This window comes from Pseudomonas asuensis, assembly GCF_014646755.1.
GTDB classification, from domain to species: Bacteria; Pseudomonadota; Gammaproteobacteria; order Pseudomonadales; family Pseudomonadaceae; genus Chryseomonas; species Chryseomonas asuensis.
Window position 1 is genome coordinate 1 of record NZ_BMNW01000011.1, and the last position, 15,690, is coordinate 15,690.

Consider the following 15,690-nt stretch of genomic DNA (forward strand, 5'->3'; position numbering starts at 1 on the left):
GTTTCCTGCTCTATCGTTCACCCTCTTAAGCAACGTCTCCAAGTGAGTTAAGAAACTATGGAGTTGCCAGCGTCCTAGAATCGTTGAGGACCGTATAGGAAAACATCGTATGACAGCTGAAATCCATCAGTTCCCCGAAGTTGCACGCCTCAAGAATCGCCAAGTTTTGCAGCATCAGGCCGAGCGTAAAGAGCTAGCAGATTGGTTTAGAGCATTAGCCAACCACATTGAGGGGAATGAGCTGGAGTATCCACCGCTTGCAGCTCTCATTGTGCTCAGTAGCGCGGCTGGGGATGAAGTCGTGACGAATGGCTACAGCAAAAATGGGATTCCCCGCTCTCAGGCTGGAAGTAACGCCTATCGATTCGCCACCGCAACCTATTCGCGTCGCGGTGGAAACTTCTATGACCGTCAGAAATGAGGAAGAAAACAGCATGAGCATCGGATTATTTCGAGTGGTTTTAATCCTCACCGGTGTCATGGCCTGCCTCATGGCCACAATCGCTATACAAGGTGCGTTCAATATCAGCGTTACTCGCGCAACGGCCTTGTTGTTTCTCTGCTTATCTGCGTGGATAGGATGCGCCTATTACGTGACTGGAAACCTATGGATGAGGCGTATCGCAATCACATGTGTGCCCACGGCAGTGATCATGTGGCTGATCAACTAAAACATGGCCTAACTGATCTCTTCTCTAGAGGTTGACTCAATCCCCAACTGATAACGGAAAACACGATGACCTTCTACGACTGCCTAATGGAGTGCGCCATAACGCCGACTCTGGTGAGCGAGTTCAATCGTCTAACAGGTCGTCATGTCGGAGAGAAGCTGGTTCGTCATCCGCTGGAAGAGATGATCGACAAGGCCACCGGTTACGAAGAGATGCGGAAGTGTCAGCAAGACGATGATCTGCTGGCTTTCATCGAGTTTTGCCACGAATGCGTGTGGGTTCGTCTCCCGCTCCAGAATTGATAGGAAACCAAAATGATACGAGCACTGGGGCGTCATCTCGGTAATGAGTTTCTTCTGCTAATTGTCTTGCTTCCAGCAGCCGCTATCTTTTTTTCACCTTGCAGTAAATGGACAGCGATAGTAGCCATTGTCTACTCCGGCTTCTGCGGCCGACTTTATGGCTCATGCCGCTGGGCCGAAGGATTTTCAGAAGGTCTCAAAATTGGTAAGCAAACGCCTGGCAATGGGAAGAAACAGGAAACTGATTTCGCCAAAGACAGCTAGGAAAAAGAGATGCGCTCGTTCTTCGCTAACGCCAAAACAGCTATCTATGTTTCGGAGCCGGATATTCAGGCAGCGTTAGATCACCTACGCGCTTTACCGTACTCGAAAGCCGACTCAACGCCTCGCGCATGGGATCGTAGAGCGTTGTTGATAGAGCTTCAGGAGCAGGCCGATAAAGGCGCGTTTCAGAAGGTGGACGACATGCAGGCAATCGGCCCCGGTGTTTGGGCGTTGGTAAAGCCGCTGGGAGCAGATTTATTGCGCATGCCCGAAAAGCCAGAAGGACTCCAAGTCTGGTTGCTCATACGCAACGTTGGTACAGACCCAACCGCACTCACAGAGTTATAGGAAACTAATTTCGCTCAGGACAACTAGGAAAAAGCCAATGGCAACCGAAAATGATAAAGATGCCGTTCAGCGTCGGGACGAAGCGCTAGACCTGGCTCGACGCTTTGGTCAGAGCCAGGAAATTCACCATCAAGCTTGGGTAATTGACCAAATGTGCCGCGTCCTACTGGGCGATGAATATGAAGCTTGGGTAGCTGATGCGAAGGCCGGTGAAGACGGCCCTGACACATACAGGTGGGATACAGGCATCGCGCCCTGAATTCGAGGAAAACAACGTGGAATTGTTTAGAAAACTCATCCGTCTTCTCTTTTCCAGCAGATCTCCACGGTTATAGGCCGCTTCCACCTTGCTGCCCAGCGTATGGGTGCCACAGTAAGTTGTTTCATCACCAATAGCAGGATCGCTCAGCAGCTTCCCTGAAGGGCCGCAGAAAACATAAGATGAATCTGTAAGGATTGTCCTTTTATTTTTGTATGATATATATTATACGAAAAAAGGATCGGTATGAAGAAGAAGTAAGCGCTCACTTGCATATGCCGCCCTTCGCGTCTCTTAGTACTATTAGGAAAACAAACATGGACCCAATCGTATTAGTACTGTCCGTCGCCCTCGGTTTGTCGCTGCTTGGGGGCGTAATTCTTGCCAGTCTTTACTGGAGCGAGCGCACCAGACACCACGCCGCCAAAGCATGGGCAGAGGCTGAACAATTGCGCTTTGCTGCTTACAAGAAGCTTATTGAACACGAGCGCACGACCCAAGAAGAGCAAAAGACCTTGGAGCATGTTTAGTCCATGTTCGATCAGGTCAATATATAGGAAAACACCTATGCCAAGCGAAGAACATAACCGACTCACTGTTCTAGGTGCCCGATGGCTGAATCGTAATGGCTTTGCTGTGGTGGCAACGGAACTGACATGCTTCGGTAGCCGCGAGCAGCCAGACGTTATCGGCTTTCGTAGCTCTTGCTCGGCAATCATCGAAGTTAAGGTGAGTCGAGCTGATTTCTTCGCCGACTCAAAAAAGCCTGAGCGCGAGAGTGGAGGCTTGGGCAATTACCGCTTCTACCTTTGCCCCGAAGACATGATCAAACCGGAGGAAGTGCCGCCTCGCTGGGGTTTGCTGTATGTGAAAGGGAGAAGCGTTAAGTCCATCGTCAAGCCAAAGGGTAATTTATGGCCGTCGCTGGTGATGCAACCGGAGCTGGCATTGATCGCAGACGAATGGATTGCCTATCAACATACGCCCGACTATTCAGCCGAACGGCAAGCCCTTTTTTCGATTGCTCGGCGGCTCAGTGCCGATAGCGCCCAAGTATAGGAAACCAGTCCCGCTGGATAGAGGAGGGAGATATGGCACATAACGTTTTTACGGTTCAATTCGCGGATGGCAAACAGCTTTTTGGTATCAGCGAAGATATTGGCGGATGGGTTTGCCGTCAGTTATTCGAGACCACCGATGAAGCGCGAAATGTTCCGCGCTACGGAGAAGGCGTGTCGTTTTCTGAGCCTAATATTGCAACGGCAACCGAGGAGGAAGTGGTTATTCCTGAGTGGGGACATGACCCGGATTGGCCGTTCAAAACTAGGGCTTCGCGTCAGGCTATGTGGCTTACGGGGCCATGTGACTCTGACGAAATTGAAGCCGAGCAGCCAGTGGACTTCGGTATATACGGGGCCGACAAACGCACTCCATCCAAGTAGGAAGCGTCATGGAAACGAAGTGCATGGCAGATAGCGGCACGGTAACAGTGGTGTTTACCTGTGAATTTAAGTGTGGCAACGGAGGAGGTATGGACAAAACGTACCCTTCTGAGAGCCTAGTCCCCAAACAATATGACGATATCTGTCCTTCGTGCCTGAAAGGGCAGCTTTTCCTGGATAGAGAGGCGACGAAGCGGTGTTACGGAACAATAATCAGTGCCTTGAACTGAACAGATAAACGAATCACGGAAAACGCACCAGGTACACCCAAGCCCCGGCCTAAAAACCGGGGCCGAGCCAGTAGAAGGACGTTCATATTCGCGTCCGCGAAATCTAGGAATTCACCCCATGATCCAACTAATTCAGATTCAGGCGCTCCGCTTCGAAGTATTTGATTGAGAAAGTACCCTTCGAGCCTCCCTTAGCCGCCCAAGATAACTAATCAAGGAAACCACCGACCAATGACAATGATAAAGCTATCACTAGAACTGACACGCAGCGAAACCAACGGCTCGGTCTACAGACCACACACAGAGTTGGTCGAGAAGCTTTCTGGCGAGAGCTTTGAGGCAGTCAAAACGAAGTGCGAGGTTGACGGTTGGGTAATCCACTCGTGGTCGTTGTCAGAGCAACTTCCTTTTGATGAGGGTTATGCCGCTGCTGCCGCTGGAAGTGGCAGCGATGCCAATCCTTACGCTGAACACTTCTGGAAGCACAACGAATGGTGGTTGGGCTGGGATTGCCACCAGGAATCCAACAGTTAAAGAAAAACACCATGTCGTTCGTATTTTTGCTCTCACCGCACTTCGTCAATCAAGGCGCTGAAAAGGCTAATCGCCTTCCTGATGCGGATACGGCTGAAGATATTGCCGCGCTTCGTAAATACCACCCGGAGCTTGCCGAGTGGGGTGACGCTGCGTTGGATATCGCTTGGGGAAGCTACTGCCAGCAAGTGAATATGATCTCCTGGGAGCCTGTTTCTGAGCGAGACGAAGACTTCCTAAACTTCTGCTGCTGTGAGCAAACACGCGGCGAGTTTGCCTGGGGTGATTATCGAGCGAAGCTTTGCCAAGCTAATGAGTGGAAGAGTTAGAGGAAAACCATGAAAACGCACACGCGGAGCAAAGATTATCCACATTCACGGTCGGTTAGGTGGCTCGCAACAGCAATGGCAATTCTCGCCCTTATAGGCTGGGTTGGCAGTATCTGGGCTCCTGGACTGGAGAAGCCAGCTGCGGTTTTCGGTCTTTGCTGTGCGCTGCTCGTTGCTTACGGTCGGAAGAAAGGCCCGTAAGCACCTTCTCGGATTAAAGGAAAAGTAGCCATGACCGCTCAAGCGCGACTCTGCAACGATGATTTTAAAGCTCTGCGTTCCCTTGCCCGTGGCCGGTGGGTACAGAGTCGGGAAATCGACTGGAAGATCAATCGTACCTGGACGTGCATTCCGTTATCCGATGTTGCACTCGATGCTGCTTTGCGGTTAGTACAAATGGGCTTTGCGGAAAATTTCGTTTGCTGTTCAGCCTGCGGTGAAGTCTTCCAGCTCACACAGGCCGGCCAAGCGCGAGCGGGTCAGATTGATCGCGGGCCAGTTGCGAACATCCACGATAAAGCACCTCAAATCGAAGCGCAGCGGCCAAATGCAGGCAGATGGTTTCATCGTCTCGCCCAGCTTTTCAGTACAAGCAGTCATATCTAGGAAAACAGCTATGACGTACGCCGAGTTCACAGCAATTTTGAGTACAGCAACAGCAGAACAGGTTGATATGCTCGACACAGCCCATTGGCGGTATATGCGTCTGATCGGAATTGTTGATGATGGAGTGTCTGTCGAGTTAGAGGCTGATCAGGGAGCCTACCCGCAGTTCATAAAGAAGGGCCGAACTGGTCTTCCAGTCTTCGATGACGCTGATTGTGTCACGTTCATGGCAGCGATCTCGGGCCTTTCGAAAGAGTTTTGTGCTGCTTGGCGTGATAAAGATTTTTACGAGCTTCACGGTGAAAGTGTTGAAGAAATCGAAGCCCTTCAGAACAACGCCATGTGAATAGGAAAACCCCGCTCGCAGGCTGGGAGTAACGCCTATCGATTCGCCACCGCGACCTATTCACGTCGGGGTGGAAACTTCTATGACCGTCAGAAATGAGGACGCAGCCATGATCTATCAGGAGTTTAAAGCGAAGTACCACCAGTGGCTTATGAGTGAGTATGTTCAATACATAGGCAGTCCAGTAGAACCCGCCTACGAGCGCTATTGCCTTGCCGAATATCAACGCTATCTGAACGGTGAATATGCCGAGAAACCTAGTGGCCTTTGGGCCGCTTTCGCTCAAGGCCCGGATGAGTTCATTGCCATGGCAAGCCGGGAAGCGGCAGAGCAGTGTGTGGCCTATTTTGACGAATTGGATCGTAAAAACGCTGCCCATCCCACATTCCCGCAAGTGAACTGTATCCTTGTACCTTGGCCGGGCACGGCTGAAGAGCACCAGGCCGAACTTATCGAAAGGAGTAACCATCCATGAAAACGCCGCCGATCAACAGCCCGCCATGTGCGGGCCTTGTCGGTAGAAACAGGCGCGTTGCCTACAGGATTGAGCAGGATAATCAGATGGGAATGTATGACGATGTGAGTTTCAGCTACCGGATGCCCAACGGGCGCGACGGCTACAATTTCCAAACTAAAGACCTCGAATGCCGACTGGATGAATACGAGGTGACCCCCTCGGGGCGTCTGGTTCGCATCGTCAGCGACGACGAAATCGAACGACCTTTGGGCGATTTAAATCACCATGGGTGGCTCGACATTCGGGATGCCTTTGACTACTACCGGCTGGATTTTGTGAACGGATCGCTGCGAGCAATTACTGGCAAACTTATCTAATATGAATGTAGTGCCCAAATTGGCTGTTCAAGAAAAGCATGACCATGCATGACTTATGGAAACCACACGTCCAAAAACTAAGCATCTCATGCTGTAAAAATTAATCCGTATTATGCGTACAATGCAAAAATATAATATAGTTAAGAGTGCCCTAGAAGAACTACATAATGAAATCTGCGACTGGCTCAAAGCAAGATGCATTAAAGAGCTATACGGCTGATTACGATGATCGAACAGGAGAATTATGATGACTTATAAATCACAGAAGAACGTAACCAATGAGTGCAATGAGTGTGGAGTAGGTTGGCAACTGCATCAAAATCGATTCAACGAAATGACGACTGCTATTTGGCCGCATGCCACGCTCCATGAGCTTTCTCGTAAAGCCTCTCTGCGCGAACTAGAAGAGGTGATCAATTCTGGAAGTCTGCCGCCAAAGCACGAATCACTGCTGAAAAACTATCTGAACTCTTTGCCAGGATATGGCAATCCTAGCCTTGAACAAGAGACAGAACGTCATCATGGCTATGTTACAGCCTTCTTGCATAAAGCAGCTAAAACCGATGGTTCCCGCTCTTTAAACTCACTTATGAGTGAAGCGAAATGAGTTTCACAGGGACCATTACGCTCAACCATTATCAACTCAAGACTTTGTTCGACTACAGCGAGGAGAATTGGGGGCATTTTGATTCGGTTATATTGATGTATCGCTCTGGTGAGGATTGCTTGGCCTATGCGGGACCTGGGTTGTATACACGCACTGATGTGGACGATCTAGAGCATACTTTATATCTGGCTTGCGATAGTCAAGATAATGACCGAGCTATTCAGATCGCAAAAAATAAGTTTGAGCAAGAGGTGCGTGAATACGCGGAAATTGAGGAGTCGGAATGGAGAAGCGGCACCGCAGAATGCAAGACGATGCCAAGCTGTTGGCGTCAGTACAGCACTGACTGGATGTTCAAGGTGCCTGCAAAGTTGAAATCATGCAAAAGCATTGGTAGGTGCCTCTGTAATGAGTTTCGAGGCACAGTTATTGAAGTTGAGCTAGAGATCCCTTTGGACCCGGCTGAAGACCTCTGAATGAATCAAGGTAAACATCATTATCGGCGGGGCCTATTCATGGTCTAAACGACACACTAAGTGATCGAGGAAAATCCCATGACGCACGCATTATGGCCTGAGTGGGCCACTTTCAAATGTCCTTTCTGCGATGAGAGTCATCGAGTGCGACTTGCCCGCGATGCCCTCAACGGGCCAGTTGACGATGACGGGAACCAAACCCCTGACCCGGTTGATTTCGCCTACTGCCTCAAGGGCGATACTGATCTGCCGTCGGTTGTTGGGCTTCATGCTGATCGCCGTGTTTTGAAAGAGACAGCCCCCGCCTCGATGGCGTTTGAAGATACCGGCAGTTACTGGGCGTAAGTAGATAGGAAACTAGTCTCAATGAGTGCCACCATAACCCAGCTAGAACAGACTTTGATAACTCAAGCCCGTCTAGCTCATGAGCAAGTAGCCAAGTATTACGAAAAAGTTAGGGCCAGAAAGCACAGCGGAGCGGATTACGATGAATACCTGAAGCATTACTACAGGCTGAGCGCTCTACTTTATCCGATAGACATCCAAGATAGCGGGCTTACTGAGGCCGCCTCGCATCAGCTTCGTGGCATCGATGCCGAACATCAGGTGCTTTACCGACAGTACGCATACCCGAACGTGCCCGACGACGTTTGAATAGGAAAACCATGCCATTTCTACTTTGGAGAGAGCACGATGAAAACCATAGTTACCTTTCTGTATGACCATTGGGCTCCGAAGCCTGTCAATGAGTTAGAAGTAGGTGATTTGATCTCTCAAGGAGGAAAAGTCACCACTGTAGCCGCTCTTCCTTATGCGGAGGGTGGGAAGACACATATTCCGGGCGAGCCCTATGATTCCGGCCCGATCAAGCTGCTCGTTGGTGAGTTTGCCGATGGGATGGAACACGTCATGATGGCTATGGAGTTAGTGGGTTCTGAGCTAGCAGAGTTTGATGACGGTACAGCGCTGATTACAGACCTTGAAGCAGGGCACGGCCCAGTGTATTCACCTCGCCTTCCGGTGTCAGAGCTGGAAGCGTTCTGTGCGGAGCATATCGAGCGCTATCAAGCATTCTATGACGCCAATGAAGATGCCATCGAAAGCCGTCAAACGGTTACTCTTGAGCCATGGTGGTCTCAGGCACAGCAGTGATAGGAAAACGCTCATGCGCTATGCGAACAGGCCGTTTCCAGCCCACTACATCAAACCGTAAGGAACGCCGTAAATGCTGATACAAACCCGTGAATACCATCCCATTGCCACCCTACCGGGTGCTCAACCAGTCAAGTTCGAGGTGTCTCCGTTTCACTTGCATGTGAGCATTGGGCAGCCCTACACCGAGATGGCGGTCAAGTTGGGTCAATTGCGCTTCGAGGAGACCACAATGACGTTCAACAAAATTCCAGTGGTCAACGTGTGCGGTGGTAGTGGGAGCGATTTGTTCTGGCAGATCGCGCTTAAGCCTGAAGACGCCGCCGACTTGCAAACGCTGATCGCTGAAATTCTCGAAGCGGCCAAGAGTCTGTAGCAATCCCGCCCTAGTTCGCCGGGGCTTCAAGGAAAAGTAGGCCAATGCTAACCACGACTAAAGAGGCCGAACGCAGGGTGGCAGTTGCGCGTGAAGAAGCCAAGAAAGACTTCATTTCATGCCTTGAAGCATGGCACAAGCGGCAAAGTGACCATCAAGCGACCCTGGAAGCATCGTTTGACCTAAATGATATTAAAGCATGGTGCGTGAATGTCTGGGACGATTACCCCGAGGAAGGAACCACATACGCTTACGTCGAAATGCCGTCTGTGCCGAACTGCATCAGCCTTGATGTGCTCTTGCATCTATTGACCTATGGACGAAGCAACTGCCTGATCAATAAAGCTGGTGTGAGCCTTAACCTCCGTTTCCAGGATTTATCCAGCGTGTATCCGGCATTGATCGGCAACCCTACAGGCGAATATAGCCTTTTCAAACGGTGGGAAATCACCATCGTCGGAGCTAGCTATGAGGCGTTAGATCAAGTCGTCTATGGGATGAAGCAGGCACCCATGTACCTGGGGAAGCCTTTCGATGTTATTAGCGAGTCATAGGAAAACACGATGGCTACTGCTGCGCTCACCCCATGTGCAAAAGCCTGACCCACACTCGCTGGCTTGCCGCCCTGGACGCCTGGATTGAGGTTCGCTTGCGCCGTCGCTGGGGTCATCATCCGGTGATGACGAATACCGGGGCCTGCGCCCAGGTTCAAAACTGGTCACTACGCACAAGGGCCAGGCCTTTGAACTGACGTTCAAGCACCGCATGTTGGACACCGGCCCTGAGGTCTACAGGGCGCTCATTGGCGGCTAAAGTGCGGGCTGCTACAGGCGATGTTGAAGCGGTGCAAATGATCCTTGGGCATGCCCAGCTTGATCACAGCAAGCCTTATCTCAGCGTTGACCAAGGGGTCATTCGGCGAGCGTTTGAAATTGCCTTGTAGGCCGGTTTTCAAGATCGTTCATTCATGAGATAGTTAACCGAATTGGGTAAACGTTTCGGTCGAGGTTTGTCGGTGTCAGAGAAGAACAAATTGGTTCCTGGTGAAGTTGACCCTGCTCACCTTTCAGGGTTGCTGCGCTTCACTGGAATCCACGGCGAAGCTGTTGTAGCCGCGCTACGCGGACACCTTGTCGAGGGTCGCAAGCAGGCAGACGTATGCCGAGAGTTCAACGTCAAGCCACCACTGCTTTCCAGAAAGGTAGCGGACTTGAACGAGGTCAGTGACATTGCCAAAGAGGTATCAATATTTTACCGATAACGGTTAAAACATATTTGCATAGTTAACCGTATACGGTTAATGTGTCCTCATTGAAGCGAATCAATGAGGACGCAGCAAATGGACAAGAAGGCAAAAATCGCGGCGGTTGTGAAGGTGACAAGCGTAACCGCAGAAGTCACCTATCAGTACCTTGAAGCTGAGGAGTGGTCGGTAGATGACACGGTGTGTGACATTCGCTCTAAGCGCAAAATGGGGCTGCTGTAATGGCTCGCTCAACTCCCTTCCAGACCCGCGACAAACTGGGGTTGGTCGCGGCCAAGAAGCTGGAGGCGGCCCGCGATGCTCTGCATGCCTACCGGATGGCATGCATCGAATGTGGTGATCATGCTGCCAGCCATGACCGGCGGCATTCGTTGCTCGGTGAACTCGGCGAGCTATCGGCTTTTATCGAAGGCGCCTGCAAAGCCAGTAGCGCTAACTAATTGACTACGCCCCGGTGCGCCGGAGCATCAAGGAAAAACCCGCAATGACATCGAAACCTGAACTTAACCAGCGCGACCATCAGAACATGGACGCATTTCTCGGGCATGTGCTTGACGGCTACAAGACCGGTGAAATCACTAAGGACGCTGCTTTGGGGGCCTTGGCTCATGTAATGACAGCCCTCGATTTGGGCAACTACACCGAAGCACGATCTTGGTTCGAAGAAGGGCGGAAGCTCCTTTCGAAAGAACCTATCACTGAATGATAGGAAAATCGGCCATGAGTAGTAGACGATGCAATCTTTGTCTTAAACGCGCCCTAATGAAAAAGAAATTATGTTCTACGAAACGGTAAAAGCCGCATACGAAGCGGGAAAAGTTAGGGTTGGTCTTATCGCAATCGGTGGCGGTGATCGCGTCACCATCGAGGCCAATGGCCTCATTGGTTTCAAGTCAGCGTTTCTCTCCGAAGCAGAGCGGCAGAAGCTGGCCGAGCTTTCCAAAACCGATGCGAAGGCCATGAAAGCCCGCCAGTCGAAGCGGGAATGAGTTTAGATTTCAATGGTGGCCGGTACTACTCAGCCGAACATGACACTCATACGAACGGATCACGGAAAACTGCGATGAATGTAAGACCGGGAAATATAGAGATTGTTGTGGCTGTAACCTGGCTCGCCCTTGGAGCCTACTTCGGACTGGAAGGCCGGCCTTTGCTCATGGGCGCGCTGGCTGGTGTCGTGTTCATGCTCGGATTCTGGGGAATGTTCGTCCTAGTCATCAGCGCTGCGAACTTTACGCTGCTTCCCAGCTACAGCCGTGCACCCTTCCCCGCGTGCGCAGTTGCGCCTTTCAGCACAGGGCTAACCCTGCTGCTTTTGAAGGGTTGGCCTGGAGTACGCAAGACACTGATCACGGAAATCAAGTCATGAAACAGAAATTTGCAGCTATGGTGCTGCTGGGCGGAGCGGTATGTACTGGCTACGTTTACGCTGATCAGCAACCCACCGTAGCCAACAGCTATATGCAGAACGTGCTATGTGGGAGCCGTCAGGTAGCGGAAGCATTGCAGCCTGCAAAGTTGGACGGTTGGGATCAGACCGTGACAATTGCAAGCTTCACTGCCGACGTGATCGGTGACAAAGGTCTGGTGTGCAACGTACACGCGGTGATGAAGCGGGAAAAGCCCGGCGGAATGGTTGGAGATATTCGCGAAATAGATGGGTTGATTTTGGTAGCCATCACAAGCGAGGCCGCTGTCGTAGCCGAGAAGATAGATAGAGGGTTTGCTGACACCCTTCTGGCGTCTAAAGCCGTTCAAGCCATGGCTTCGAATTGATCTAGGAAAACATAAGATAAAACTGTAAGGATTGTCCTTGTATTTTTGTATGATGTTTATTATACGAAAACGAAAGGATCGGTATGAATAAGAAGTAAGCGCTCACTTGCATATGCCGCCCTTCGCGTCTCCTAGTACTATTAGGAAAACGATGGTGACTTCGGATTTAAACGTGACTGATAAAGAGGCTAGCTCGATCAGCTGAATGATCAAGTAAAGCATCATGGACATAGAAACGAGGAAACCAAGCATGATTGACGTCTTTATCCGCACCAACACGACCATCACCGACATCGCAAAGGCGCTGTCTGGCTTTGACTGTAACAGAGTCCAAGTACGCAACGGCGGGCCTACCGAAATCTGGCAGCGTACCTCTGAGGGGTGGGTTGTAGATGAGCCAGGGATGACTTTGTACGAAGACCTTTCTGCAAATTACATCGAGCTCTACGGCTATGTGACCAAACATGGTCTGACGGAGCCTATCAACGCCCCATCACTCAGACTTTCTGGAGACGAAGCCGGGGAGTGGCTGGCATCCATGGAGCGCCGCCGATACCTCCTGGAGGATAGTATCGGCTGCTCAGTAAACGTGGCTGTTGATGGGCGTATCGTCAAGTGCGCAGTGGCGACATTTGCTTTGTCAGAGTTCAAGCAGCGTGCCATCGAGCCAGGTACTGAGTTGAACGACAAAATATTGGTCTGGGCTGCTGACATGCTGAAGGCCGGTGCCGATGCTATCGACGTGTGTATAGCAAGACACAACTGATCTAGGAAAACAGCCATGAAGACATTGAGTGAAAAACAGGCAGAATTGAGGTTGACCGTTGCTCTCCCGACCGCTGATGACTGGCAGTTGTTGGTTGACGATAAGGAGACTAAAGAACAGTTGGTCAACAGGTTGAATGCTGTGCTGGTAGCCGCTCTTGAATTTGCGAAGCGCGACGACTCCACCTGGGGTCAAATCAGTGAAGAAATTTTCCCTGCGCTTTTTAAGCTTGATGCTGAATTCCCGAATGCTGGGATTAGAGACAGCGAAGGTTACTTGACAGTGGCACGTTTCTTTGCGGTGAACTACAGCCCCGCAATGTACGACTTCCTCCGGTATTTCGAGGCCGACAACAACGATAAATACGTTGAGATGAGGCGCTAGAGCTGGCTTGGCGTTTTGATCAGTCCCAAGAAAGCATCACGGACGTGGAAGCGAGGAAAATCCTATGACGCACGCACTATGGCCTGAGTGGGCCACTTTCAAATGTCCTTTCTGCGATGAGAGTCATCGAGTGCGACTTGCCCAGGATGCCCTCAACGGGCCAGTTGACGATGACGGGCATCGAACACCTGACCTGGTTGATTTCGCTTACTGCCTCAAGGGCGAGACTGATCCGCCGTCGGTTGTTGCGCTTCATGCTAATCGCCGTGTTTTGAAAGAGACAGCCCCCGCCTCGATGGTGTTTGAAGATACCGGCAGTTACTGGCGTATTGCGAACTGAAAGGAAAAAAGACCTGACTACCTGGCGGCGGGGTGCGAGGGTCTAGCGGAGACGAAATGGACAGTGAAACCGATAGATTGCATTGTATGGCTATCAGGCATGAGTATCTTCGGTGTAAAGATGCCTTTGAACTCTTCGTCGCGCAAGGTGAGTCCATGGTCCTCCAAGGCCATAGTTATCAGCGGGCATACCGGGCCTACAATGCTTACTCCAGCTTCATTCACCATCTGTACGAACTGTATATGGCCCTTTTTGCACGGGACCATCAAGTCGCTGATATCAAAACTTGCCCTAGGATAAAAGCTTGGGTGAAAGGTGAGCAGGCCAAGCTAATTGGTGATGCAAAAAGTAAAGTCGGTACGCATACGTACACTGATAGGGAACTAAATGAGCAAGTTCACCTTCAGGCCAATCAGTGGTTATCAAGCATCGACAGAGGCGCTGTCTCCGCCAAAATGCACCTACGTTCCCAATACGAAAGCATGCTACCTGTCGATCAAAATTTCGGTCCAGCCTTTCGATCTATGCGGAACAAGATTGCAGGCCATGTAACGTATGAAAGGATTGAGCAGGTCAAGCTGACCGAGTTCTTCCAGAAGTACCACCCCTACCTTTGCATGCTTTTTAGAAATGTAGGAAGTAACTCATTCGGACGTAATCTTGACACTGTACCGGACTTCGGAGAAGTGACTAGCTTCTTGGACATATTCAACAAGCCCGACCCAAATACTAAAGTTGAATAATCACGGAAACCACTGATGCAAAAGAAAATAGCAATTCGTGTAGTCGTGGTCTGCGCGTTGGTTCTCAGCGGTTATGTTGGGCGCTGGTTTTACCTGTCGTCAGAAGCGTCTCCTGATGAGGTGGCAGTAGCTGCTATGACCAGTTCATGCGCTATGGAGATGCTGAGCCAAGAAAAACCTGGTGGCACATTAAGAGGTACATTTCACAACGGGGACGTTTGGACGGTTGGTGATCTGAATGTTGTTCAGGGTATCTGCGAGGAAAAGGATCTTGCTGGGAAGCAAGCAATAGCTGCCAAAACAGCAGATCGCCCTGACTGACATGCTGATTGACGATAGCTTCTTTGCTGCAATGTGACCCTGTGACTTTTCAAGGAAATCATTGCTTTCTGACTATGTTGCTCTTCAAAAGGAAGCGGTATACCCGCTTCTCCTGGTTCGTGAGCGCGAAAGCAGCAGCTTCGACTACTGCTTTATTCATGCTCAGCTACCTCTAGCTTAATTAACGAACGGCTCAGGGTCTGTCCACTCAAGCGGCCCAGGCTTACCATTAGAGATGATTGCCATTCCACGCGAGCAGACACGACCGTTGATCTTAGCTCCTTTGGAGTAGGGCTTACCTTCGGCATAGCAATACTTTGTATTGTCCAAAGCTTCGGCCTGATTGCGCGTTAGCGTTTCATGAATACTAATAAGCTCCTGGTTGGTTTTGACTTGCTGAGCGCTTAAAGCCTCCAAGTCCTGTTTCGTCGCACAGCCAGAAAGGGTTCCGACCACAGTAACGAGAGTAAGGGAGATAAGAATTTTTTTCATTTGGAACTCCTAAGTTTGGTTGATGCTTCTGAGAGTTTAAAGCGCCTAGTGGATTACTCAGCCGAACATGATTCTCATACGAACTGATCACGGAGAACCCGCTGCACCATAAGCCCCAATAGTCGCGGGCTTTTATAGTGTTTCCCCCGGCCATGTACTTGCTTCACAAGCTATCCAGTCGCTAGGGCCATTTATTCAGGACAGCTAGGAAAAAGTCTTACGCTTGCTAAATTTCGTATTAATACTATTATACGAAACAGTTAGACGGATATTTTGTCCATAGTTGCTTGATCCAAGCATACATAACTATAACTGTAAAGGGTGGAGCACTTAGGAAAAGGTGACTTATGCGTAACTTCAAAGGGCTTCCTGAATTATCGAATGCCTCTGAGCTGTTGTCTTTTATGGAGGTTGAACCCTCAGATCATGTTCTGATGCTCACAAGCGATCTTGATTCGAGTGATTTTGATGGAGCACTTGCAACGCGAACGGATGATAGCGTTTTAGTTGTGTATTCGCTGCGCGCTGCGGGGGCTACCTCCATCGATGAGCTGCTCTATGTGATTGGCGGCCAGCGTTTTCAATGCGGAGTTCATATTGGAGAAGTTGCTGTTGTTGGCAAGGATGAGCAGCGGGATAGGTTTGGCCGGAGTATTCCACGTTGCATAGAAGCGTTGCGGCGAGATGCAGAGAACAAGATAGACAATCGGCAGCTGGTTTGGTGCGGATTTGAAGGTATATGCGTACTGCCATCGCATCCTGAAGCCGAAGCGAATTGATCAACGTAAACATCATGGAACAACTTCCTAAGATAATTCCGGCTGAAAA

Annotated in this window: 35 protein-coding genes; 34 read left to right on the forward strand and 1 reads right to left on the reverse strand. The window is 50.4% G+C overall.

Annotated elements, in window-relative coordinates; translation table 11 throughout:
- Nucleotides 1–109 precede the first annotated feature (109 nt).
- The 33 genes from IEX86_RS19870 (at nt 110) to IEX86_RS20030 (ending at nt 14,370) form a co-directional block, all read left to right on the forward strand.
- Complete coding sequence (locus IEX86_RS19870; RefSeq protein ID WP_188867885.1) at nt 110–421, forward strand: hypothetical protein; 312 nt, start codon at nt 110–112, stop codon at nt 419–421.
- Nucleotides 405–671, forward strand: coding sequence for a hypothetical protein (locus IEX86_RS19875; RefSeq protein WP_188867886.1), 267 nt, complete (start codon nt 405–407; stop codon nt 669–671). Before IEX86_RS19870 ends, IEX86_RS19875 begins: the two co-directional genes overlap by 17 nt.
- A gap of 65 nt (nt 672–736) precedes the next feature.
- Nucleotides 737–973 (forward strand): hypothetical protein, encoded by a 237-nt coding sequence (locus IEX86_RS19880; protein WP_188867887.1) that lies wholly within the window; start codon nt 737–739, stop codon nt 971–973.
- Between the two features lie 273 nt (nt 974–1,246).
- Nucleotides 1,247–1,585 (forward strand): hypothetical protein, encoded by a 339-nt coding sequence (locus tag IEX86_RS19885; protein ID WP_188867888.1) that lies wholly within the window; start codon nt 1,247–1,249, stop codon nt 1,583–1,585.
- Nucleotides 1,586–1,622: 37 nt separating this feature from the next.
- Complete coding sequence (locus IEX86_RS19890; protein ID WP_188867889.1) at nt 1,623–1,844, forward strand: hypothetical protein; 222 nt, start codon at nt 1,623–1,625, stop codon at nt 1,842–1,844.
- A gap of 317 nt (nt 1,845–2,161) precedes the next feature.
- Nucleotides 2,162–2,374 carry a hypothetical protein gene (locus IEX86_RS19895; RefSeq protein ID WP_188867890.1) on the forward strand — a complete coding sequence of 71 codons (213 nt, stop codon included), beginning with the start codon at nt 2,162–2,164 and terminating at the stop codon, nt 2,372–2,374.
- A 37-nt stretch (nt 2,375–2,411) separates the two neighbouring features.
- A complete protein-coding gene (locus IEX86_RS19900; protein ID WP_188867891.1) occupies nt 2,412–2,903 on the forward strand; it encodes a hypothetical protein in 492 nt (163 codons plus the stop codon).
- 32 nt (nt 2,904–2,935) lie between these two features.
- On the forward strand, nt 2,936–3,286 hold the full coding sequence (locus IEX86_RS19905) for a hypothetical protein (RefSeq protein WP_188867892.1): 351 nt from the start codon (nt 2,936–2,938) through the stop codon (nt 3,284–3,286).
- Between the two features lie 461 nt (nt 3,287–3,747).
- Complete coding sequence (locus IEX86_RS19910; RefSeq protein ID WP_188867893.1) at nt 3,748–4,050, forward strand: hypothetical protein; 303 nt, start codon at nt 3,748–3,750, stop codon at nt 4,048–4,050.
- Nucleotides 4,051–4,061: 11 nt separating this feature from the next.
- Entirely contained in the window at nt 4,062–4,379 is a 318-nt protein-coding gene (locus IEX86_RS19915; RefSeq protein ID WP_188867894.1) for a hypothetical protein, read from the forward strand.
- A gap of 231 nt (nt 4,380–4,610) precedes the next feature.
- Complete coding sequence (locus tag IEX86_RS25115) at nt 4,611–4,985, forward strand: hypothetical protein (RefSeq protein ID WP_229685426.1); 375 nt, start codon at nt 4,611–4,613, stop codon at nt 4,983–4,985.
- A gap of 10 nt (nt 4,986–4,995) precedes the next feature.
- Complete coding sequence (locus tag IEX86_RS19925) at nt 4,996–5,331, forward strand: hypothetical protein (RefSeq protein ID WP_188867896.1); 336 nt, start codon at nt 4,996–4,998, stop codon at nt 5,329–5,331.
- Nucleotides 5,332–5,413: 82 nt separating this feature from the next.
- Nucleotides 5,414–5,806: a hypothetical protein gene (locus IEX86_RS19930; RefSeq protein ID WP_188867897.1), complete on the forward strand. Its 393-nt coding sequence runs from the start codon at nt 5,414–5,416 to the stop codon at nt 5,804–5,806.
- A complete protein-coding gene (locus IEX86_RS19935) occupies nt 5,803–6,165 on the forward strand; it encodes a hypothetical protein (RefSeq protein WP_188867898.1) in 363 nt (120 codons plus the stop codon). Before IEX86_RS19930 ends, IEX86_RS19935 begins: the two co-directional genes overlap by 4 nt.
- A 244-nt stretch (nt 6,166–6,409) precedes the next feature.
- Nucleotides 6,410–6,772 carry a hypothetical protein gene (locus tag IEX86_RS19940; protein WP_188867899.1) on the forward strand — a complete coding sequence of 121 codons (363 nt, stop codon included), beginning with the start codon at nt 6,410–6,412 and terminating at the stop codon, nt 6,770–6,772.
- Nucleotides 6,769–7,248, forward strand: a complete 480-nt coding sequence (locus IEX86_RS19945) for a hypothetical protein (protein ID WP_188867900.1) — start codon at nt 6,769–6,771, stop codon at nt 7,246–7,248. The genes IEX86_RS19940 and IEX86_RS19945 overlap by 4 nt, the downstream gene beginning before the upstream one ends.
- A 78-nt stretch (nt 7,249–7,326) precedes the next feature.
- Nucleotides 7,327–7,593, forward strand: coding sequence for a hypothetical protein (locus IEX86_RS19950; RefSeq protein WP_188867901.1), 267 nt, complete (start codon nt 7,327–7,329; stop codon nt 7,591–7,593).
- A 21-nt stretch (nt 7,594–7,614) separates the two neighbouring features.
- Nucleotides 7,615–7,902 (forward strand): hypothetical protein, encoded by a 288-nt coding sequence (locus IEX86_RS19955; RefSeq protein WP_188867902.1) that lies wholly within the window; start codon nt 7,615–7,617, stop codon nt 7,900–7,902.
- Between the two features lie 39 nt (nt 7,903–7,941).
- Nucleotides 7,942–8,400, forward strand: a complete 459-nt coding sequence (locus IEX86_RS19960; protein ID WP_188867903.1) for a hypothetical protein — start codon at nt 7,942–7,944, stop codon at nt 8,398–8,400.
- Between the two features lie 73 nt (nt 8,401–8,473).
- Nucleotides 8,474–8,776, forward strand: coding sequence for a hypothetical protein (locus tag IEX86_RS19965; protein WP_188867904.1), 303 nt, complete (start codon nt 8,474–8,476; stop codon nt 8,774–8,776).
- Between the two features lie 44 nt (nt 8,777–8,820).
- On the forward strand, nt 8,821–9,330 hold the full coding sequence (locus IEX86_RS19970; RefSeq protein WP_188867905.1) for a hypothetical protein: 510 nt from the start codon (nt 8,821–8,823) through the stop codon (nt 9,328–9,330).
- A gap of 461 nt (nt 9,331–9,791) precedes the next feature.
- Entirely contained in the window at nt 9,792–10,037 is a 246-nt protein-coding gene (locus tag IEX86_RS19975; RefSeq protein ID WP_188867906.1) for a PapB/FocB family fimbrial expression transcriptional regulator, read from the forward strand.
- A gap of 78 nt (nt 10,038–10,115) precedes the next feature.
- Nucleotides 10,116–10,262, forward strand: a complete 147-nt coding sequence (locus tag IEX86_RS19980) for a hypothetical protein (protein ID WP_188867907.1) — start codon at nt 10,116–10,118, stop codon at nt 10,260–10,262.
- Nucleotides 10,262–10,480: a hypothetical protein gene (locus tag IEX86_RS19985; protein ID WP_188867908.1), complete on the forward strand. Its 219-nt coding sequence runs from the start codon at nt 10,262–10,264 to the stop codon at nt 10,478–10,480. The genes IEX86_RS19980 and IEX86_RS19985 overlap by 1 nt, the downstream gene beginning before the upstream one ends.
- 44 nt (nt 10,481–10,524) lie before the next feature.
- Complete coding sequence (locus tag IEX86_RS19990; protein ID WP_188867909.1) at nt 10,525–10,746, forward strand: hypothetical protein; 222 nt, start codon at nt 10,525–10,527, stop codon at nt 10,744–10,746.
- Between the two features lie 70 nt (nt 10,747–10,816).
- On the forward strand, nt 10,817–11,029 hold the full coding sequence (locus IEX86_RS19995; protein WP_188867910.1) for a hypothetical protein: 213 nt from the start codon (nt 10,817–10,819) through the stop codon (nt 11,027–11,029).
- A 74-nt stretch (nt 11,030–11,103) separates the two neighbouring features.
- Nucleotides 11,104–11,409, forward strand: coding sequence for a hypothetical protein (locus tag IEX86_RS20000; protein ID WP_188867911.1), 306 nt, complete (start codon nt 11,104–11,106; stop codon nt 11,407–11,409).
- A complete protein-coding gene (locus IEX86_RS20005; protein WP_188867912.1) occupies nt 11,406–11,816 on the forward strand; it encodes a hypothetical protein in 411 nt (136 codons plus the stop codon). The genes IEX86_RS20000 and IEX86_RS20005 overlap by 4 nt, the downstream gene beginning before the upstream one ends.
- 250 nt (nt 11,817–12,066) lie before the next feature.
- Nucleotides 12,067–12,582, forward strand: a complete 516-nt coding sequence (locus tag IEX86_RS20010) for a hypothetical protein (RefSeq protein WP_188867913.1) — start codon at nt 12,067–12,069, stop codon at nt 12,580–12,582.
- Between the two features lie 15 nt (nt 12,583–12,597).
- Nucleotides 12,598–12,966 carry a hypothetical protein gene (locus tag IEX86_RS20015; protein ID WP_188867914.1) on the forward strand — a complete coding sequence of 123 codons (369 nt, stop codon included), beginning with the start codon at nt 12,598–12,600 and terminating at the stop codon, nt 12,964–12,966.
- Nucleotides 12,967–13,030: 64 nt separating this feature from the next.
- On the forward strand, nt 13,031–13,306 hold the full coding sequence (locus tag IEX86_RS20020) for a hypothetical protein (RefSeq protein ID WP_188867915.1): 276 nt from the start codon (nt 13,031–13,033) through the stop codon (nt 13,304–13,306).
- A 56-nt stretch (nt 13,307–13,362) separates the two neighbouring features.
- Nucleotides 13,363–14,049 carry a hypothetical protein gene (locus IEX86_RS20025; RefSeq protein ID WP_188867916.1) on the forward strand — a complete coding sequence of 229 codons (687 nt, stop codon included), beginning with the start codon at nt 13,363–13,365 and terminating at the stop codon, nt 14,047–14,049.
- Between the two features lie 15 nt (nt 14,050–14,064).
- Nucleotides 14,065–14,370, forward strand: coding sequence for a hypothetical protein (locus IEX86_RS20030; RefSeq protein WP_188867917.1), 306 nt, complete (start codon nt 14,065–14,067; stop codon nt 14,368–14,370).
- 177 nt (nt 14,371–14,547) lie between these two features.
- Here IEX86_RS20030 and IEX86_RS20035 read toward each other — a convergent pair whose 3' ends face one another.
- Nucleotides 14,548–14,862, reverse strand: a complete 315-nt coding sequence (locus IEX86_RS20035; RefSeq protein WP_188867918.1) for an LptM family lipoprotein — start codon at nt 14,860–14,862, stop codon at nt 14,548–14,550.
- A gap of 347 nt (nt 14,863–15,209) precedes the next feature.
- Between IEX86_RS20035 and IEX86_RS20040 the strand changes: the two genes are divergently transcribed.
- A complete protein-coding gene (locus IEX86_RS20040; protein WP_188867919.1) occupies nt 15,210–15,641 on the forward strand; it encodes a hypothetical protein in 432 nt (143 codons plus the stop codon).
- Nucleotides 15,642–15,690: the final 49 nt, after the last annotated feature.

What these genes read in the sequence shown, in the direction of transcription:
- IEX86_RS19870 (WP_188867885.1), top strand. Translation starts at nt 110, where the DNA reads ATGACAGCTGAAATCCATCAGTTCCCCGAAGTTGCACGCCTCAAGAAT.
- IEX86_RS19875 (WP_188867886.1), top strand. Translation starts at nt 405, where the DNA reads ATGACCGTCAGAAATGAGGAAGAAAACAGCATGAGCATCGGATTATTT.
- IEX86_RS19880 (WP_188867887.1), top strand. Translation starts at nt 737, where the DNA reads ATGACCTTCTACGACTGCCTAATGGAGTGCGCCATAACGCCGACTCTG.
- IEX86_RS19885 (WP_188867888.1), top strand. Translation starts at nt 1,247, where the DNA reads ATGCGCTCGTTCTTCGCTAACGCCAAAACAGCTATCTATGTTTCGGAG.
- IEX86_RS19890 (WP_188867889.1), top strand. Translation starts at nt 1,623, where the DNA reads ATGGCAACCGAAAATGATAAAGATGCCGTTCAGCGTCGGGACGAAGCG.
- IEX86_RS19895 (WP_188867890.1), top strand. Translation starts at nt 2,162, where the DNA reads ATGGACCCAATCGTATTAGTACTGTCCGTCGCCCTCGGTTTGTCGCTG.
- IEX86_RS19900 (WP_188867891.1), top strand. Translation starts at nt 2,412, where the DNA reads ATGCCAAGCGAAGAACATAACCGACTCACTGTTCTAGGTGCCCGATGG.
- IEX86_RS19905 (WP_188867892.1), top strand. Translation starts at nt 2,936, where the DNA reads ATGGCACATAACGTTTTTACGGTTCAATTCGCGGATGGCAAACAGCTT.
- IEX86_RS19910 (WP_188867893.1), top strand. Translation starts at nt 3,748, where the DNA reads ATGACAATGATAAAGCTATCACTAGAACTGACACGCAGCGAAACCAAC.
- IEX86_RS19915 (WP_188867894.1), top strand. Translation starts at nt 4,062, where the DNA reads ATGTCGTTCGTATTTTTGCTCTCACCGCACTTCGTCAATCAAGGCGCT.
- IEX86_RS25115 (WP_229685426.1), top strand. Translation starts at nt 4,611, where the DNA reads ATGACCGCTCAAGCGCGACTCTGCAACGATGATTTTAAAGCTCTGCGT.
- IEX86_RS19925 (WP_188867896.1), top strand. Translation starts at nt 4,996, where the DNA reads ATGACGTACGCCGAGTTCACAGCAATTTTGAGTACAGCAACAGCAGAA.
- IEX86_RS19930 (WP_188867897.1), top strand. Translation starts at nt 5,414, where the DNA reads ATGACCGTCAGAAATGAGGACGCAGCCATGATCTATCAGGAGTTTAAA.
- IEX86_RS19935 (WP_188867898.1), top strand. Translation starts at nt 5,803, where the DNA reads ATGAAAACGCCGCCGATCAACAGCCCGCCATGTGCGGGCCTTGTCGGT.
- IEX86_RS19940 (WP_188867899.1), top strand. Translation starts at nt 6,410, where the DNA reads ATGATGACTTATAAATCACAGAAGAACGTAACCAATGAGTGCAATGAG.
- IEX86_RS19945 (WP_188867900.1), top strand. Translation starts at nt 6,769, where the DNA reads ATGAGTTTCACAGGGACCATTACGCTCAACCATTATCAACTCAAGACT.
- IEX86_RS19950 (WP_188867901.1), top strand. Translation starts at nt 7,327, where the DNA reads ATGACGCACGCATTATGGCCTGAGTGGGCCACTTTCAAATGTCCTTTC.
- IEX86_RS19955 (WP_188867902.1), top strand. Translation starts at nt 7,615, where the DNA reads ATGAGTGCCACCATAACCCAGCTAGAACAGACTTTGATAACTCAAGCC.
- IEX86_RS19960 (WP_188867903.1), top strand. Translation starts at nt 7,942, where the DNA reads ATGAAAACCATAGTTACCTTTCTGTATGACCATTGGGCTCCGAAGCCT.
- IEX86_RS19965 (WP_188867904.1), top strand. Translation starts at nt 8,474, where the DNA reads ATGCTGATACAAACCCGTGAATACCATCCCATTGCCACCCTACCGGGT.
- IEX86_RS19970 (WP_188867905.1), top strand. Translation starts at nt 8,821, where the DNA reads ATGCTAACCACGACTAAAGAGGCCGAACGCAGGGTGGCAGTTGCGCGT.
- IEX86_RS19980 (WP_188867907.1), top strand. Translation starts at nt 10,116, where the DNA reads ATGGACAAGAAGGCAAAAATCGCGGCGGTTGTGAAGGTGACAAGCGTA.
- IEX86_RS19985 (WP_188867908.1), top strand. Translation starts at nt 10,262, where the DNA reads ATGGCTCGCTCAACTCCCTTCCAGACCCGCGACAAACTGGGGTTGGTC.
- IEX86_RS19990 (WP_188867909.1), top strand. Translation starts at nt 10,525, where the DNA reads ATGACATCGAAACCTGAACTTAACCAGCGCGACCATCAGAACATGGAC.
- IEX86_RS19995 (WP_188867910.1), top strand. Translation starts at nt 10,817, where the DNA reads ATGTTCTACGAAACGGTAAAAGCCGCATACGAAGCGGGAAAAGTTAGG.
- IEX86_RS20000 (WP_188867911.1), top strand. Translation starts at nt 11,104, where the DNA reads ATGAATGTAAGACCGGGAAATATAGAGATTGTTGTGGCTGTAACCTGG.
- IEX86_RS20005 (WP_188867912.1), top strand. Translation starts at nt 11,406, where the DNA reads ATGAAACAGAAATTTGCAGCTATGGTGCTGCTGGGCGGAGCGGTATGT.
- IEX86_RS20010 (WP_188867913.1), top strand. Translation starts at nt 12,067, where the DNA reads ATGATTGACGTCTTTATCCGCACCAACACGACCATCACCGACATCGCA.
- IEX86_RS20015 (WP_188867914.1), top strand. Translation starts at nt 12,598, where the DNA reads ATGAAGACATTGAGTGAAAAACAGGCAGAATTGAGGTTGACCGTTGCT.
- IEX86_RS20020 (WP_188867915.1), top strand. Translation starts at nt 13,031, where the DNA reads ATGACGCACGCACTATGGCCTGAGTGGGCCACTTTCAAATGTCCTTTC.
- IEX86_RS20025 (WP_188867916.1), top strand. Translation starts at nt 13,363, where the DNA reads ATGGACAGTGAAACCGATAGATTGCATTGTATGGCTATCAGGCATGAG.
- IEX86_RS20030 (WP_188867917.1), top strand. Translation starts at nt 14,065, where the DNA reads ATGCAAAAGAAAATAGCAATTCGTGTAGTCGTGGTCTGCGCGTTGGTT.
- IEX86_RS20035 (WP_188867918.1), bottom strand. Translation starts at nt 14,862, where the DNA reads ATGAAAAAAATTCTTATCTCCCTTACTCTCGTTACTGTGGTCGGAACC.
- IEX86_RS20040 (WP_188867919.1), top strand. Translation starts at nt 15,210, where the DNA reads ATGCGTAACTTCAAAGGGCTTCCTGAATTATCGAATGCCTCTGAGCTG.